Genomic DNA, 15797 nt, shown 5'->3' with positions numbered 1-15797 from the left:
ATTCCGCATGGGGCGGCTGGCTGCCCAGGCCGAGGAAGGAAAACCCGGCGATGGCGCCGATGGTGCCGCCCAGCCCGAGACTGGCGACGATGGCCAGCTGGATCGCGGCGGGGGGGATGATGTGCTGGATGAGAATGCGGTGGAACGGCACGCCAGCGAGACGGGCGGCGGTGATATAGGGCTGACCGGCGGCGTTGAGCACATAGGAACGGGCCAGTCTTGCGTAATAGGCCCAATCGGCAATGATCAGCGCCAGGATGAGATTGTGAAAGCCGGGGCCGAGAATGCCGACAATGGCAAAGGCCAGCACCATGCCCGGAATGGTCATGAGCACATCGACAAGACGCATCAGTACCGTATCGACCACCCCGCCGCTGACCCCGGCGATAACGCCGACGACCAGCCCGATCCCATAGATGGAGACGAGCACCAGCATGGCGGCACCGAGGGAGCGATGCCCGGCATCGAGCAGGCGCGAGAGCACATCGCGTCCGGTGGCATCGGTCCCCAGCCAGTGCTCGGCACTGGGGCCAAGAAGGGTGCTGGCGTAATCGGGCCAGTTGGGCTCATGGGGCAGGATGGACGGGCCGAGGGCCGAGAGCACCGCGAGGATCAGGCACAGGATCAGCCCGATGCGGCCGCCGCGATGGGTCCATAGCCGCGCCAACAGCCCGCGCGGGAGCTTGCCGCGAGCGGGCAAAGCCCGGGGGCGATGGAGATTGAGGGCTGCTTCGATCCCGCTCATGGATGGGCCTCGCGCAGGCGCGGGTCGATCGCCATGGAGACCAGGTCGACCAGCATGGACGCCGTGACATAGCAGAGCGCCCCGAGCAACACGAAGGCCTGGATCACGGGGAAGTCGCGGGCCTGAATGGAGAGCAGCATCAACCGGCCTAGACCGGGCCAGGTGAAGATTTCCTCGATGATGGGGGTGCCGCCGATCATCGCGCCGAGGCTGACACCGATGGCGGTGATGTAGGGCAGGAGGGAATTGGGCAGGGCGTGGCGCCACAGGGTGCGCCAGCGGGTGGCCCCGCGCGAGCGCGCCACCAGTACAGGGCCCGAGTGGATGTGTTCGAGCAGCGAAGCGCGGAGCAATTGCGTCCAGCCGCCGGCCCGGTCGATGGCAAGGGTAAGCGCAGGCAACAGGACCAGCCAGCCAAGGCCACGCGGCAGCACCTTTCCGATCCCGAGCCCCAGCACAACATATTGCAACACCAGCAGCGCGAAGATGAAGGTGGGGACCGAGGCGGTGATCTGGGTATAGGCTCGAATGATCCTATCGGGCCAGCGGTCGCGGAAATGGACGGCGATCAGGGCCAGTATGAGAGAAAAAAATACAGAGAACGCAAGCGCCGTACCCAGGAGGAGAGCCGTAGCGGGCAGGCGGCTTGCGATCTCTGTCAAAACCGGTTGCCCGGTCCTGTAGGATACGGACAGATCGCCCTGAACGACGCGTCCCAGCCATTCGATATATTGAACGGGCAGGGGGCGATCCAGGGCGAGTTCTGCCCGCAGTACGTCGATCTGCAGCTCGTTGGGTTCGTCGATGCCCTGGGCTGCGAGAATGCGCAGCACGGGATCGCCGGGGGCCAATGGGAGTATGAGCCACACGATCAGCGTGGCGGCAAGCGCTGCCGCCATGGCCTGTCCCACCCGCGAGAACACCCTGCGGACCAGCGGGCGCAGGCGCTGCCGGTCCGGGGAAATCAGGGTGCCTTCGGATTTGAGAGGGGCAGGGATCGGGATGTCCTTTCTCAGTCGGGCTGGGTCTGCCAGTCGAGGTTGAAGAAATAAAAGCCGGGGCGGTAGCTGGCGTAGCGATCATTGCTGACGACCCCCAGCCGACTGTCGACGAGGATGAGAAAGCCCACATCCTCTTCGATCATGATGGTCTGGATCCGTTCGAGCAGCTGGTGGCGTTCAGCCTCGCCGGTGGTGGTGCTGAGCCGATTGGCCAACTCGGTGATTTCAGGGTTGTCATAGCCACCATAGTTGCGGTCGCCATCGGGGGTGAAATGGCGGCGCAGGAAGAGCTCGGGGACGCCATTGCCGCCGCTGCTCTGGTTGTGGACGCCGGCATTCCAGCCCGGTTCGCCATAGGCAGCATAGGTATCGGGCACGCCGCGCGGTTCGACCACAAAGCCATGGGGATGCAATTGCGCCTGAAGGCCGGTCGTAAGCGCGACCAGATCGGAGACGCCGGGATTGTAGAGAATCGACAGCCGCAGCGGCTGGCCGTCGCGGTAGCGGACGCCGTCCGGCCCCATCAGCCAGCCCGCTTCATCAAGGAGCTGTGCGGCGCGTTCGGTGTCGGTCGCCAGATTGTCCACGGCGAAGCGATAGAGCGAGGCGTAAAAGCTGGTGGCGGGCTGGAAGAGGCCGGAAAAGATATCCTTTGCGATGCTGTCGTAATCGATGGCCAGCGCGAAGGCGCGGCGCACGCGCGGATCGTCAAACGGCGGCTCGCGCAGGTTGAGGAAGGTTGAATAGCTGTTGGCGCTGGGCGTGTCGGCGCTGAAATGGAGGCCGGGGGTGGCCTCGATCACCGGCACCACCGCGATCGGCATGAACAGCGCGATGTCGATCTCGTCATTCTGGACGGCGAGAAGGCGGGCGTTGGTGTCGGAAATGAAGTGAACCGAAACCTCTTCAAGCGCGGGCATGCCCTGCCAATACTGATCGAACCGCGACAGGGTCAGGGTGTCGGCATCGAGGGTGTCGATCCGGTAGGGACCGGTATAGATGCCCGCCGCGGCGAGGGCCCCATCGTCGGAGCCGGAGGCGTCGACCGCAGCCACGTCATAGATGAGGAACACGGTTTCATCGGCGAGCAGCGCCGGCAGCGCGGGAAAAGGCGCGTCGGTCTCAAAGGTGAGCTCGTATTCGCCGGTGACGGTAAAGCGGGCGTCATCGGGGAATGAACCGCGCGCCCCCGCCGAATGATCGAGCTGGTGGGCGATGGCGGCGTGAACCGCCTCGGCATCGAGGCGGTTGCCGTTGTGGAAACGTATGCCCTCGCGCAGGGTCAGCACCCAGCGGGTTTCACCGTCAAGGCGCAGATCGGACAGCAGCCAGGGGTAAAAGCCCCCATCCTCGCGGAACTGCATGAGCATTTCACCGACGCCGAATTCCTGCATCCAGAAGCCGTCGCTGATCGGATCGAGGGATTCGACAGCAAAGGACGTCGCCATGCGCAGGTCCTGGCTGCTGGCCGCCGGGGCGGTCAGCAGCAGGGCGGCAGCGGCAATCGCGGGAAGCAAATGCCTGGCGGTCATTGCGCCGACCCGGACGGAGCGGTCTGCCAGGAGACGTGGTAGAGCGCGAAGCCTGGGGGGTAGTCCTGGTAGCGGTCGTTGACCACGACAGCGCCCTTGGAGATGACGAAGGAGAACACGTATGGGTCCTCGTCGTGCAGAATCTCCTGAATCTCGCGCAGGGCCGCATTGCGGCGTTCAGTATCGACAGTGATGGCCAGTTCGGCGATCAGGGCGTCGATCCGGTCATTGGCATAGCCGGCGTAATTGCGCCCGCCGGAGCTGGCGACATAGCGATTGAGGAACCCTTCGGTGATGCCCCAGCTGACGGTGCCTTCGCTGGAGATCGCGATGTCCCAGTCGACGGTGCCCTCGCCCATGCCGGCATAGATATCGTCCACGGACTGGACGGTGACGGCGATTCCAAGGGCATTGAACTGGGCTTGCAGGTCGTTGCTCAGCGGTACCAGGTCGGGCTGCTGGGGATAGATCAGGACGGTGAGGTCGAGGGGGGTGCCATCCTTGCTGCGGCGACCGTTGCTGCCAAGGGTCCAGCCCGCTTCGTCGAGCAGCCGGGCGGCTTCAGTTTGGTCGGTGGCGTAGTTCTCGACGGCCCAGGCGAAATCGGCATTGTAAAGGCCGGTGGCGGTGGCGCGCAGGCCTTTGAAGACGGTTTCGGCGATGTGCTCGTAATCGATCGCGTGCAGCACGGCCCGGCGGGCGAGAGCATCGTCAAACGGGGCATGGGCGGTGTTGAAAAAGCCCATGAACCCGCCGGTGCCCGGGGTGCCTGCCACAAAGTGCAGGCCGGGGGTGGCTTCGATCACCGGGAAAGCAGCGGTGGGCGGGTAGAGCGCGATATCGGCTTCGTCGTTCTGCACCGCCAGGATGCGGGCATTGGGATCGGTGACGAAGGCGACCGACAGACCGGGGAGGGCCGGGACACCCTGCCAGTAGTCATCGAACCGTTCGGCGACCATTTCGTTGGCATCGAGAAGGGTGACGGCATACGGGCCGGTATAGATGCCCGCGCCGACAAGGCTGGACCAGTCATCGCCGACCGCTTCGACCGCTTCGGCGTCAAAGATCAGAAAGACGCTTTCATTGGCCAGCGTTCCCGGGAGCGAGGGCCAGGGCTGGTCGGTGGTGACCGTGATCTCGAACTCGCCGGTCATGGAGAACTCGGCGCTTTCGGGAACGGAGCCCCGGGCGGAGGGGGAGTTTTCCAACTGCAGATCGATGGCGGCAAGCACCGCTTCGGCATTGACGGGCCTGCCGTTCTGGAAGGTGATGTTCTCGCGCAGCGTCAGCACCCAGGTCTGATCGTCCGCCGCTTCGAGATCGGACAACAGCCAGGGATGGTGCTGGCCGTCATTTTCGAACTTCATGAGCAGTTCGGCGACGCCGAATTCCTGCATCCAGAACCCTTCGGAGTAGGGGTCCATGCTTTCGATGGCAAACGAGGTCACGATGCGCAGGGGAGGATGATCCTCGGCGAGGGCCGGGGATGCGGCGATGGTGAGGGTCATGGCGAGGGCGATGAGCGGCCCGTGGTTCAGCATGATGCAGGCTCCAGAATGGGTTCGGCTGCGCGGACGGCGCGCGCCGTGTGGATTAAAAGGTCGGGAAGGGACTGGCCGTCGCGCAGGACAGAGAAAACAAAGCGCTGGACGTCGGCGCGTGTATCGAGCCGATACCATTCGCCCCGTGGATAGACGGCCACCATCGGCCCCTGATTACAGGGGAACATGCAGCCGGTGCGAGTGGTCAGGCACTGGCGCGACAGGCCCGCCGCGGCGATCGTATCCTTGAGCTCGATGAGCAGCGAGGCGGAGTCGCGATATTGGCAGCGCGGCCCGGTGCACACCAGCAGGTGATGGGTGAAGTCGGGCGGGTCCTGCCAGCCGGGCTTGCCCAGTTTGGTGTTTCCTGCGTCGACGGTGATGGCGTCGGGCAAACCCTCAAGGCTGGCGGTGACGGCGCGATCGAGAATGTCGGAGATGTCGCACATATCCTTGCCCAGCCGGAGCGTGAACCGATCCGGCGTCTGTGCGGCCAGCCAATTGCCCAGCGCGCCGGGCAGCCAGGTGACCAGGCCTTCCGGAAAGGGCAGGCCGAGCGGCTGGATGAGGATCGAGCGATGGCCGTCAGCGGCGACCGCGTCGAGAATGTCGGGCAAGGCCGCGCCCGGCCCTTCGAGCCGGATCAGCCGCACGGGAACAGGTGCGTTGGCGGCCAGGGCCGCCTCCATGCGCCGCAAGCGGCCCCCGCTCAGATTGTATTGGGAAAGAACAAAAACAATTGTGTCAGGTCGCACGCAAACCACCCCCCAACAGGGGCGGGCAAGCATGGACGGGCCACAAACAATGGTAGCGCTTCACGTAACTGCTCCCCGCCAGGACACCTCGCCCAGCGTTTCAGGTTCGACAGTAACGGCAGGTCTCCTGGCTCCCGGCTCTGACGCATTCCGCCGCCTTCCCGGACCGGATCGGCCAGTGGCGTTGTGACGAAATGCTTGCCGGTTACAGTTGCGAGGGCAGCCTTGGGTTTGGCCCCGATTGGGTCATCCGCACCAAGTTCCCTTTTAATCCGCACGCATATGCGGAACCGTAACGCGAACATCATCCCTATTTTCTGTCCCCTGACAAGGGACATTCCTCCTTGACCTTTCCGGGCCGTGGACGGCGTGTTCCGGGAAGGTCCTCCTCAAAGGCCGGGGTTTGCTGCGCTTTTTGGCTGTGCTTTTCCCTGCCGGGATCAAATCTGGCAAAGGGCGGACAAGGGCGCCTGCACGTTTCCGGCGCATTCTTGCATAAAACCTGCTTTTCAATTCCAGTATTGGAAATATGGCGGGCGTTAAGGCTCGTCGGCCTCAAGAAGTTCGACCCCGAGGGCGGCCTTGAGGGTGGCGGGGCTGTGGGCCAGATCGGCGATGGTGTATTCGCCAAGCACGTCCATGAAGGCGGCGAGGGCGCGTTCGAGAGCGCGAGTATAGGCGCAGCGGTCGCGAAACGGGCAGGTTTCGCGGTCCTCTGCCATGCATTCGGACAGGGCAAAACCATCCTCGGTGATGGCGAGCACATCGACCAGGCGGATCTGGTTGGCGGGGCGGGCCAGCCGCATGCCCCCGCGCCGTCCGCGCACGGTTTCCAAAAACCCGTTGCGGGTGATGGGAATGATGATCTTGAACAGGAACATGTCGGAAATCCCGAAGGCCTTGGCTACCTGCGGCACCCGGCTGAGTTCAGGATGATTGAGGGCGCAATAGATCAGCGTGCGCACCGCATAATTGGTCTGTTTGGAAAGACGCACGTTTCCCGATCCTAAAGCAGCGGGAAAAGCGCCGCTGCTCCCGACTGGGCCAGAACCGTGAGGCCGACACCGGCGACAATGCCACCGACGACGCGGGCGTTGGCATAAAGCCGGTCACCGGCCCACAGCATATAGACAGCCATCATCGCCCCGGTGGCGACCACGGACTGGATGATGGCAAAGCCGATCAAATAGCCGTTCAGCGACGCATGGGCGGTGCCGATGATTGCATCGGCATAGACGCCGCCGTGGAAAATTCCGGCGAGTGCGAAGGCGGCGATGTCGAGCACCCGCAGGTGGCGATGGCCGAAGGCGAGGGCCGCGCCCAGAATCAGCAGGGCCAGATGGGCAAGCCAGCCCGCAAACGGCAGCGTGATGCCATTGGCGGCCAGAGCGCAGCCCACAATGGTGCCGCCCACGAACCAGACAGGCAGAAATTTCGAGGCCTGCCCCACAGCGGTCAAAACCCCGACGGCAACCACGAAGGCGAAATGGTCGAAATTGATCACCGGATGGGCGAGGCCGGACAGGAATCCCTGGCCGAAATCGGCGGGAAGTGCGCCGCCCAGAGCGTGGTGCGCCCGTGCAGGTGTCGTCAGCGCCAGTGCCAAAGCGACCCCGCAGAGTGCCCGTACCAACCGAACCATGGGCCCCTCCGAAAGCTCCATTTCCTTGCGCTCGACTGTTTCAGACTGAACACAGATTGCAATATCGCCAAACCCGGTCTGTGCCGAAAGCGCGTCGGTTTCATGCAGGACTGGAGACAAAGTTCTGCATGCACTGGTAAGAGACAAGGGACCCGAGAGGACGGAGAGCCGCACCCCCGATGATTTTGAGACTGCTGTCAGCGCTGGGAGCCGGGGCGATCGGGCTGGGTTTGAGCCCGGTTCAGGCGCATCCGTCCTATGCCATGTTCGACCTGACGGTCGAGATGGTGATGACTGTGGTGGTCGAGCGGTTCGATTTTACCATCCCCCATTCCTGGCTGCATGTGACCGTTATCGAGCCAGATGGCGAGGCGCGGCAGATCGCGCTGGAAATGGAAGGGGTGCCGGAGCTGTACCGGCAGGGGATCAGAGGCGATTTCGTCGCGCCGGGAGAAACCCTCACCATCCGGGCCAATCCCATGCGCGGCAACAGGCCCGGAGGGCTGTGGCGGGGCTCTGTCGATGCCGAGGGCAACCGATATGGCGAGGCGGAAGGGCTCGACCCGCCGGCGCAGTAAGATTTTGAGAGCCTGACCAGCCCTTGCGGCCGGTCAGGCAGTGCGGGGCGGCTATTCCGCTGCGGTGCGGGTGGCTTCGCCGGTATCCTGGGTGCCGAGCACGAGGCGGGTGCCGCTGGCGGGAAGATGCGCCATGTCGAAATCGAGCGCTTTTTCCGTCTTGCTGAACGAAAGCAGCCGGGCCGAATTGAGAATGAAGGCCAGTTCGGACCCCACGTGGATCATCACGGCGGCGACCGGGCCGACATAGCCCAGCATCACCGCGGCGATGCCCAGAATGTCGATGAGCACGGTGCCCGCAAAGTTGAAATAAATGATGCCCCGGGCGCGGCGGGCAATGGCGACGGTCTGCGCGAACCGCTCAAGATCATTGCCGAGCAGGACGATATCGGCGCTTTCGCGCGCCACTTCGGTGCCCGATCCCATGGCAACGCCGACATCGGCGGCGGCCAGAGCCAGCGTATCGTTGACGCCATCGCCAACCATGGCGACCGTGCTCTTGCCGCCGACCAGCTCGCGGATATGGGCGAGCTTGTGTTCGGGCAGCAATTGCGGGCGGATATCGTCGATGCCGAGCCGGGTGCCGACGGCCTTGGCCACCGAGGCGCTGTCGCCGGTGAGCAGGATGGTGCGAATGCCCATCTTCTTGAACGCGGCCATGGCGCGATGCGCTTCGGGGCGTTCGCGGTCGGCGATGCCGATGGCACCCAGCGCGCGGCCATCCAGAGCCACATGAACCCAGGTGATGGCGTCATCGCGGTCCGCCGCGTCGCCCGGGAGCGGGACGCCGTTATGGTCCATCCAGGCCGGGTTGCCGACAAGGATCGCGCCATCCTTGCCGGACGCCGAGATGCCCATGCCCGGCACATAGCTGAACTGGTCGGGCTCGGCGATGGCGATGCCCTTTTCGGCGGCGCGGGCCATGATGGCCTTGCCCAGGGGGTGCTCGGACCGGATTTCAGCGGTCGCAGCCACCGACAGCAACTGGCTTTCGGTGATCCCGTCCGCCGGTTCGATGGCCACCACGTCGGGCTTGCCGAAGGTGAGGGTGCCGGTCTTGTCGAGGACGATGGTATCGACCTTGCTCAGGGTTTCGAGGTGGATGCCGCCCTTGACGATGGCTCCCAACCGCGCCGAGCGCCCTATGGCGCCAAGGATGGCCAGCGGCGTGCCGGCGGCGACGCCACAGGCGCCGGCGACGATGATGACGGCGATGGTCGAGGACACGTTGCCGCCGGAGATGAAATATTCGATCACCGCAAAGAACAGGGCGACATAAACGATATAGGCAGCCAGCTTGTCGGCGTAGCGCTGGACCGGGGCGCGGGAGCGCTCGGCCTGCTCGATCGCGGCGATGATGCGGCCATAGCTGGTGTCGCGCCCGATGCGCTCGGAGCGGATTTCCAGCGCGCCCGACTGGTTGATCGAGCCCGCATAGACCCGCGTACCGGCCAGCTTTTCCACCGGCATGGATTCGCCGGTGATACGGGTTTCATCGACAAAGGAATTGCCGGAAACGACGGTGCCATCGACGGCGACCAGCGCGCCGGGCTCGACCAGCACCGTGTCCCCGACCACCAGATCGGCAGAGGCGATGGTGCTGACGGCACCGGACCGGCGCACGGAAACTTCGCGCGGCAGCAATTCGAGGAGATTGTGGATGGCCCGGCGACCGCGCTCCACGGTCATGCCTTCGAGCACCTCGGCGATGAGGACGAAGAAGGTGATGACGAGGGCGACGAAGAAATAGCCGGTATAGGTGGCGGCCAGAATGGCGATGACCATCGACAGTTCCATGGTCATCTGGCGGCGGCGGATCGATTCCCAGGCTTCGACGAACAGCGGCCAGCCGCCGAACAGCAACCCGACCAGCGCATACCAGGAGAACGGCAGGAAGATGTCCGAGCCGATCATCAGCAGGGGCGGATTGGCATCGGGCATGCGGAACTGAACCGCGATGGCGCAAAGACCCGCGACAGCGATCCGCGCGATCACCAGAGGGGTGAGTTCGTGATCGTGGTGATGATGGTGGCCGTGATGATCGTCGTGGTCATGATCATGATCGTGGTGGTGATGGTGATGATCATGATGGTGATCATGGTGATGGTGCCCGTGGCCGTGATGGTGACCGTGGTGGTGATGGTGGTGGTCGGTCATGGCAAAGGCTCCTCGTTCTGGTCGTGCGCTCTCCCCTTTCTGCCCTGGCGGCACGGCCTTTGCGCGGAATGTGCAGATTTCCAGCAAGGATGTGCAGGCGCCGTCCGGGCAGAGGGGTATTGGATGCGCGAACCTGACACACTAGTCGTCCTGAAACTGATCGCCTGCATGATCGATCTGGCAAAACTGCACAAATCGATCATCGGGCCTGCGGGCATAAGACGTGGTGTCGCGCCAACAGCGTGCTACGAGGAGATGCCTGCATGCATGACAATCCGGTTGAAGAGCTGGTGCTCGGGACGGGCAATGATCTGACCATCGTGCTGGTGCACGGGCGAACACAGGCGCCGCAGGACATGAAGCTGCATGCGGAACGGCTGGGGCTGGACAATGTCCGGTTCCTGTTCCCGTGCGCTACCGGGAACTCCTGGTATCCGGGCCTGTTCATGGCCCCGATTGCCGACAATGAACCGGCGCTGTCGGCGGCCCTTGCCCATTACGAAGCGATCGTTTCGGGACTGATCGACGAGGGGATGCCTGCCGAACGCATCGTCGTGGGCGGATTTTCGCAAGGGGCGTGCCTTACGTCCGAGTTTCTGGCCCGCCATCCGCGCCGCTATGGCGCGGCGATCTTGTGGACGGGAGGGCTGATCGGGCCCGCGGGCTCGGTATGGCCGCTGCGCCCGGTGCTCTCGCAGATGCCCGTTTATATCACCACGGCGGACAATGATCCGTGGGTGCCCGCGGACCGGGTGACCGAGACTTATGACTGGCTGCGTCAGAGCGGCGCCAAACCGCAGATCGAGATTTTCGAGGACCGCGAGCACGGGGTTCTCGACGTCGAAATCGCTGCCGTACGGGCGATGATCGACGCGGTGCGCGCGCCGGTGGCGGTTGCGGGAGCGCGATGAGCGTTTCGTGCAGAACAGGATAATCAGACTTTCGTATAGTTGGAATTTGTAAAAATAGCGATTTTTTGTGAAAACTTGTCGTTTTATAACGGGTTAGCACATAATTTCCCCAGCGATGATTCGGGAAATATTTCACATTGTGGGATATTGTCGCCGAAATTGATGGTGGTAATGTGCAGGATATGCAGCCGGGTCTGTGGTGCGATAGCGGGGAGAGCTATGGCGAAGGCCCGGCAGAAGGGCTGCATTTGGCCAATGGCCGTCCGCAAGCGGACGGGAGGAAAATCAGTCCTGCGCTGGCGCGTTGATACAGCCAGCTTATAGTTCAGGGGAGGGGAGAGGAATGCGTGTACACGCCCCGTTTCGCGTGGAGGAAACGCACGGCGTGCTGGTCCAGAAGCCCAACAGGGCATCGGCCAGCAGCGACAGCTATAATTGGAGCTCACTTTACGCCTCTTCGCAGAGCGAGTTTCCGTTCGAGGCGTTTTTCTCGGCGGTCGACGATCAGCTGCTGGTGCTGCACCGCAGCGGTCCGGTTGCTGTCGAGCGGCTGGAGGGCGACAAGACCAAGCGCAGGGTCGTCCCGGCCGGAGGCATCCACCTCGTGCCGGGCGGGATGAGCTTCGGGTTCCGGCTGTTTGAGCAGCTCGACACACTGCATGTGTATATCCGGCGCACCGTGATCGAGGAAATCGCCGCCGAAATGGCGGTGGGCGATCCGACCAATATCGATATCGATGGCAATTTCGTCGAATCCGACGTGCAGATGAAGAACCTGCTCAGTGCGGTGATGTTTGCCCTCGAAGACGGGGATTACGCCACGGCGCTCTATGTCGATTGCCTGTCGCGGGCGGTGGCCTCGCGGCTGGTGCGCAACTATTCCAACGCACGCCTGCGGCAGGCATCGCCCTTTTCCTCAAGCACTATCGGGGGTGTCATCGTCAAGGAAGCGATTGCCTATATGCAGGACAATCTCGACCGCTCGATCGGGCTCGACGACATCGCCGCCGTGATCAATCGCAGCCCCAGCCATTTTGCCCGCCAGTTCCGCAACGAAATGGGTGTGCCGCCGTATCAGTATCTGGTCAATTTGCGGCTGGACAAGGCGCAGACCCTGCTGCGCGAGACCCGCATTTCGGTGGCCGAGGTGGCGTTTGAATGCGGCTTCACCCACCAGGAACACCTCACGCGCCTGTTCCGGCGCCGGTTTCACACCACCCCTGCGGCCTACCGCAAATCCTGTCAGAATTAGGCTCAGCTTCGGCTGAAAAAAAGCGGGTTCCCGGATGGCGCGCACTGCGTGTCCGGGCCCGCTTTTGCCGTCTGACTGAGAGCGGAGCCGTCGCCATTTCCTCAAAGATCGTTTTGTGCAGCTTCCCCTGCGAGAACGTGCAGGAGAGGGGTATGCTCAGCCACTAGCTTTGAAACCAGCAAGGCGCGGGTGAGACGCGTCCGGAGGACTTGATGTATCCCTTTGTCTATCAACCGCTTTCCCAGCGTGTTGTTTTCGGTAGCGGCACGATCGGTCAGGTGGGGGATGAACTCTCGCGGATGAATCTTGGCCGGGCGCTGGTGCTGACCACTGCGCAGCAGGAGCAGAGCGGGCGCGAGCTGGTCGAGGCGCTTGGCGCGCGGGCCGTGGGCCTGTTTGCCGGTGCCGTCATGCACACGCCCGTGGATGTGACCGAAGCAGCGCTGCACCAGGTCGAGGCGCTGGGGGCCGACTGTGTCGTCTCCCTCGGTGGTGGTTCGACGGTGGGGCTGGGCAAGGCTATCGCGCTGCGCACCGATCTGCCCCAGATCGTCATTCCCACCAGTTATGCCGGGTCGGAGGCGACCCCGATCCTCGGGCAGACGGAAAACGGCATCAAGACCACCCAGCGCTCCCTGAAGGTGCTGCCGGAGGTAATCATCTATGACGTGGACCTCACGGTCTCGCTGCCGCCGAAAATGACGGTGACGTCCGGGCTCAATGCCATCGCCCATGCGGTCGAAGGGCTCTATACCCAGGATCGCAATCCCATCATCTCGATCATTGCGCGCGAAGGCATCGCAGCGCTGGCACGCGCATTACCGGCCATCATCAAGCGGGAAGATGATCTGGAAGCGCGAGCCGATGCGCTGTATGGGGCCTGGGCCTGTGGCACGGTGCTGGGCGCTGTGGGTATGGCGCTGCACCACAAGGTTTGTCACGTTCTGGGCGGAAGTTTTGATCTGCCCCACGCTGAAACCCACGCGGTCATCCTGCCCCATGCCGTCGCCTATAATGAGCGCGCCGTGGCCGAGGAGCTGGCCCCGGTCGCCGACATTTTTGCATCGCCAACCGCCGCCGCGGGGCTTTGGGAGTTCAGCAAGACGACCGGAGCGCCGCTGACACTGGCGGAACTGGGCATGGCGGAGGCCGATCTCGACCGCGCCGTCGAGATCATGCTCGCCAACCCCTATTGGAACCCGCAGCCGCTGGTTGGCGAGCAGTTGCGCGGCATGCTCGATGACGCGTTTTTCGGTCGCGCGCCGGGCACCAGCCTTCAAGGACAACCATCATGATGCCGGAGCCAGTCCGATGCTTCTCGAACTGAAGTCAGTCTCAAAGCGGTTCGGCGCGGTGGTCGCGGCGGATGGCGTCGATCTGGTGGTGAGCCAGGGCGAGGCGCTGGGCATTATCGGCGCCAACGGGGCCGGCAAAAGCTCGCTGTTCAATCTGATCACCGGCGTGCTGCGGCCCGATGCAGGCATCGTTGAGTTTCGCGGCAACGAGATCACCCGGTCGAGCGTCCGCGAGCGGTGCCGGGGCGGGATCGGGCGATCGTTCCAGATCCCCCAGCCCTTCGAGACTCTGACGGTGTTTGAAAACCTCATGGTGTCGGCGGAGTTCGGCGTTGCCGACAAGGCCGTGGGCGTCGAAGAGACCTTCGCCATTCTGGAAATGACCGATCTGGCCGACAAGGCCAATGTGGTTTCGGGCAAGCTGACCCTTTTGGATCGCAAGCGCCTTGAACTGGCGCGGGCGCTGGCCACCAACCCCGATCTGTTGCTGCTGGATGAAATCGCTGGCGGGCTGACCGAGGCGGAATGCCTGAAACTGGTCGAACTGATCCGGACGCTGCACCAGAGGGGCATCACCATCATCTGGATCGAGCATATCGTGCACGCGCTGCTCTCGGTCGTCTCGCGACTGATCGTTCTGGAGCGGGGCAAACTGATCGCCGAGGGAGAGCCGCAGGCGGTGATGGCCGATCCTGCGGTGCGGCGGTCCTATCTGGGCATTGAGGAGGCGGCGTCATGAGCGCTCTGCTCGAAACACACAACCTTGAAGTATTTTATGGTGACTTCCAGGCGCTGTTCGGCGTCGACGTGGTCATCAACGAAGGCGAGACAGTGGCGATCATCGGCTCGAACGGGGCCGGGAAATCGTCGTTTCTCAACGCCCTGTGCGGCCTCAACCCCTCGCAGCCCGACCAGATTCGGCTCGAAGGGGTCGCTGTGGGCGGCACCCCGGCATTCGACATGGTCCGCAAGGGGGTGGCGCTGGTGCCCGAAGGGCGCAGGCTGTTTCCCTCGCTTTCGGTCGAGGAAAACCTGCTGGTCGGCATTCACGGGATGAGCGAGGATCGCGGCTGGACGCTCGATGCCATCTACGATCTGTTTCCCATCCTCAAGGAACGGCGCAACCAGCCCTCGACCACCCTGTCGGGCGGCCAGCAGCAGATGGTGGCCATCGGCCGGGCGCTGATGAGCAACCCGAAAATCCTGTTGTGTGACGAGATCAGCCTCGGGCTGGCTCCGGGAGTCGTCAAGGACGTCTATGTCGCCGTGACCGAAATCAAGCGGCGCGGAACCACCGTGCTGATCGTGGAACAGGACCTCAACGCCGCGCTCGACGCTGCGGACCGGGTTTACTGTTTCATGGAAGGACGGGTCAGTCTCGAAGGCCGTCCGTCCGAGCTCACACGTGAGCAGATTCAAGAAGCATATTTTGGGATTTGAGCGGCCATGTCGTTAACCAATACGATCATCCAGGGCGTGCTTCTGGGCGGACTATACGCGCTGTACGCAGCCGGACTTTCCCTGATTTTCGGGGTCATGCGGCTGGTCAACCTCGCGCATGGCGATTTCATCGTTCTGGCAGCCTATGTCATTCTGGCGCTGGCTTCGGCCTTCGTCATTCCGCCGTTTTTTGCGATGCTGATTGCCCTGCCGTTTCTGTTCGCGCTGGGCTGGGCCATCCAAAGGGTGATCCTCAACCGCACGGTGGAGGAAAACCTTCTGGTGCCGCTGCTGGTGACCTTCGGGTTGCAAATCATCATTCAGAACGGGTTGTTGCAGGGGTTTACCGCCGATAGCCGCCGGCTGAGCCTCGGGGGTATCGAGACTGCTTCGATCTCGCTGGGCGGGATCAGTTTCGGGGTGATGCCGCTGCTCACCTTCGTTGCCGCCATCGCGGTGATCGGGGGGATGTCGGCGCTGTTCTACATGACGGCGATGGGGCGCATGCTGCGGGCGACATCGGACAACCGGACCTATGCGCAGATCGTCGGCATCAATCCGCACAAGGTGTTCGCCATTGCCATGGGGCTGGCCTTCATCGTGATCGCGGTCGCTGCCTTTTTCATGGGCGCGCGTTCCAACTTCGATCCATCCCAAGGCCCGGCACGCTTGCTGTTCGCCTTTGAGGCGGTGGTGATCGGCGGGCTGGGCAGCCTGTGGGGCACGCTGGCCGGAGGTATCATTCTGGGGGTGTCGCAGGCGGTCGGCGCGGCGATCCATCCGCAGTACCAGATCCTTGCCGGTCACATCGTCTTCTTGTTGATCATCCTGTTCAGGCCGCGTGGCCTGTTCCCCAAGCAATAGGGTGCGTGAACACGCCATGAGCTCACAGTCAAACACCTTGGCAACCAATACCAATGCAGCAGGCACCTCCGGAGTGGAGGCGGC

General features: G+C 63.3%; 17 protein-coding genes and 1 riboswitch. Of the genes, 9 read left to right on the top strand and 8 right to left on the bottom strand.

Annotated elements, in window-relative coordinates:
• From VNS12_RS11615 to VNS12_RS11585, 7 genes are all read right to left on the bottom strand, one after another.
• Positions 1 to 745 (bottom strand): ABC transporter permease (locus tag VNS12_RS11615; protein WP_325488003.1); only part of this gene is annotated, 745 nt, incomplete at its 3' end.
• The gene (locus VNS12_RS11610; protein ID WP_325488002.1) at positions 742 to 1668 is read right to left on the bottom strand and encodes an ABC transporter permease; all 927 of its coding nucleotides are present in this window, start codon (positions 1666 to 1668) and stop codon (positions 742 to 744) included. The genes VNS12_RS11615 and VNS12_RS11610, both read right to left, overlap by 4 nt.
• A gap of 89 nt (positions 1669 to 1757) precedes the next feature.
• Positions 1758 to 3278, bottom strand: a complete 1521-nt coding sequence (locus VNS12_RS11605; protein WP_325488001.1) for an ABC transporter substrate-binding protein — start codon at positions 3276 to 3278, stop codon at positions 1758 to 1760.
• Positions 3275 to 4819: an ABC transporter substrate-binding protein gene (locus tag VNS12_RS11600; RefSeq protein ID WP_325488000.1), complete on the bottom strand. Its 1545-nt coding sequence runs from the start codon at positions 4817 to 4819 to the stop codon at positions 3275 to 3277. Before VNS12_RS11600 ends, VNS12_RS11605 begins: the two co-directional genes overlap by 4 nt.
• The gene (locus tag VNS12_RS11595; protein ID WP_325487999.1) at positions 4813 to 5574 is read right to left on the bottom strand and encodes a (2Fe-2S) ferredoxin domain-containing protein; all 762 of its coding nucleotides are present in this window, start codon (positions 5572 to 5574) and stop codon (positions 4813 to 4815) included. The genes VNS12_RS11600 and VNS12_RS11595 overlap by 7 nt, the downstream gene beginning before the upstream one ends.
• 100 nt (positions 5575 to 5674) lie before the next feature.
• A riboswitch (cobalamin riboswitch) is annotated at positions 5675 to 5884 on the bottom strand.
• Between the two features lie 229 nt (positions 5885 to 6113).
• Positions 6114 to 6569, bottom strand: coding sequence for an Rrf2 family transcriptional regulator (locus VNS12_RS11590; RefSeq protein ID WP_325487998.1), 456 nt, complete (start codon positions 6567 to 6569; stop codon positions 6114 to 6116).
• A gap of 11 nt (positions 6570 to 6580) precedes the next feature.
• Complete coding sequence (locus VNS12_RS11585) at positions 6581 to 7216, bottom strand: HupE/UreJ family protein (protein ID WP_325487997.1); 636 nt, start codon at positions 7214 to 7216, stop codon at positions 6581 to 6583.
• Between the two features lie 179 nt (positions 7217 to 7395).
• Between VNS12_RS11585 and VNS12_RS11580 the strand changes: the two genes are divergently transcribed.
• Positions 7396 to 7794: a DUF6152 family protein gene (locus VNS12_RS11580; protein ID WP_325487996.1), complete on the top strand. Its 399-nt coding sequence runs from the start codon at positions 7396 to 7398 to the stop codon at positions 7792 to 7794.
• A 51-nt stretch (positions 7795 to 7845) separates the two neighbouring features.
• Here VNS12_RS11580 and VNS12_RS11575 read toward each other — a convergent pair whose 3' ends face one another.
• A complete protein-coding gene (locus VNS12_RS11575) occupies positions 7846 to 9789 on the bottom strand; it encodes a heavy metal translocating P-type ATPase (RefSeq protein WP_325487995.1) in 1944 nt (647 codons plus the stop codon).
• Between the two features lie 15 nt (positions 9790 to 9804).
• Between VNS12_RS11575 and VNS12_RS11570 the strand changes: the two genes are divergently transcribed.
• From VNS12_RS11570 to VNS12_RS11535, 8 genes are all read left to right on the top strand, one after another.
• Positions 9805 to 10266 carry a hypothetical protein gene (locus VNS12_RS11570; protein WP_325487994.1) on the top strand — a complete coding sequence of 154 codons (462 nt, stop codon included), beginning with the start codon at positions 9805 to 9807 and terminating at the stop codon, positions 10264 to 10266.
• Positions 10215 to 10862 carry an alpha/beta hydrolase gene (locus VNS12_RS11565; protein WP_325487993.1) on the top strand — a complete coding sequence of 216 codons (648 nt, stop codon included), beginning with the start codon at positions 10215 to 10217 and terminating at the stop codon, positions 10860 to 10862. The genes VNS12_RS11570 and VNS12_RS11565 overlap by 52 nt, the downstream gene beginning before the upstream one ends.
• Positions 10863 to 10999: 137 nt before the next feature.
• Positions 11000 to 11170 carry a hypothetical protein gene (locus tag VNS12_RS11560; RefSeq protein ID WP_325487992.1) on the top strand — a complete coding sequence of 57 codons (171 nt, stop codon included), beginning with the start codon at positions 11000 to 11002 and terminating at the stop codon, positions 11168 to 11170.
• Between the two features lie 35 nt (positions 11171 to 11205).
• Positions 11206 to 12114, top strand: a complete 909-nt coding sequence (locus tag VNS12_RS11555) for an AraC family transcriptional regulator (protein ID WP_325487991.1) — start codon at positions 11206 to 11208, stop codon at positions 12112 to 12114.
• Positions 12115 to 12326: 212 nt separating this feature from the next.
• Positions 12327 to 13409 (top strand): maleylacetate reductase, encoded by a 1083-nt coding sequence (locus VNS12_RS11550; RefSeq protein ID WP_325487990.1) that lies wholly within the window; start codon positions 12327 to 12329, stop codon positions 13407 to 13409.
• Positions 13410 to 13425: 16 nt separating this feature from the next.
• The gene (locus VNS12_RS11545; RefSeq protein WP_325487989.1) at positions 13426 to 14148 is read left to right on the top strand and encodes an ABC transporter ATP-binding protein; all 723 of its coding nucleotides are present in this window, start codon (positions 13426 to 13428) and stop codon (positions 14146 to 14148) included.
• Positions 14145 to 14849, top strand: coding sequence for an ABC transporter ATP-binding protein (locus tag VNS12_RS11540; protein ID WP_325487988.1), 705 nt, complete (start codon positions 14145 to 14147; stop codon positions 14847 to 14849). The genes VNS12_RS11545 and VNS12_RS11540 overlap by 4 nt, the downstream gene beginning before the upstream one ends.
• A gap of 6 nt (positions 14850 to 14855) precedes the next feature.
• Positions 14856 to 15713, top strand: a complete 858-nt coding sequence (locus VNS12_RS11535; RefSeq protein ID WP_325487987.1) for a branched-chain amino acid ABC transporter permease — start codon at positions 14856 to 14858, stop codon at positions 15711 to 15713.
• The last annotated feature ends 84 nt before the right edge of the window (positions 15714 to 15797 follow it).

The sequence above is a fragment of the Pelagibacterium sp. genome (assembly GCF_035555455.1).
Taxonomy (GTDB): Bacteria; Pseudomonadota; Alphaproteobacteria; order Rhizobiales; family Devosiaceae; genus Pelagibacterium.
This window is presented reverse-complemented; position numbering and strand designations above follow the sequence as displayed.

Coding starts and splice junctions, on each gene's coding strand:
- VNS12_RS11605 (WP_325488001.1), bottom strand. CDS start 3,278: ATGACCGCCAGGCATTTGCTTCCCGCGATTGCCGCTGCCGCCCTGCTG.
- VNS12_RS11600 (WP_325488000.1), bottom strand. CDS start 4,819: ATGCTGAACCACGGGCCGCTCATCGCCCTCGCCATGACCCTCACCATC.
- VNS12_RS11585 (WP_325487997.1), bottom strand. CDS start 7,216: ATGGTTCGGTTGGTACGGGCACTCTGCGGGGTCGCTTTGGCACTGGCG.
- VNS12_RS11580 (WP_325487996.1), top strand. CDS start 7,396: ATGATTTTGAGACTGCTGTCAGCGCTGGGAGCCGGGGCGATCGGGCTG.
- VNS12_RS11565 (WP_325487993.1), top strand. CDS start 10,215: ATGCATGACAATCCGGTTGAAGAGCTGGTGCTCGGGACGGGCAATGAT.
- VNS12_RS11555 (WP_325487991.1), top strand. CDS start 11,206: ATGCGTGTACACGCCCCGTTTCGCGTGGAGGAAACGCACGGCGTGCTG.
- VNS12_RS11550 (WP_325487990.1), top strand. CDS start 12,327: ATGTATCCCTTTGTCTATCAACCGCTTTCCCAGCGTGTTGTTTTCGGT.
- VNS12_RS11545 (WP_325487989.1), top strand. CDS start 13,426: ATGCTTCTCGAACTGAAGTCAGTCTCAAAGCGGTTCGGCGCGGTGGTC.
- VNS12_RS11540 (WP_325487988.1), top strand. CDS start 14,145: ATGAGCGCTCTGCTCGAAACACACAACCTTGAAGTATTTTATGGTGAC.
- VNS12_RS11535 (WP_325487987.1), top strand. CDS start 14,856: ATGTCGTTAACCAATACGATCATCCAGGGCGTGCTTCTGGGCGGACTA.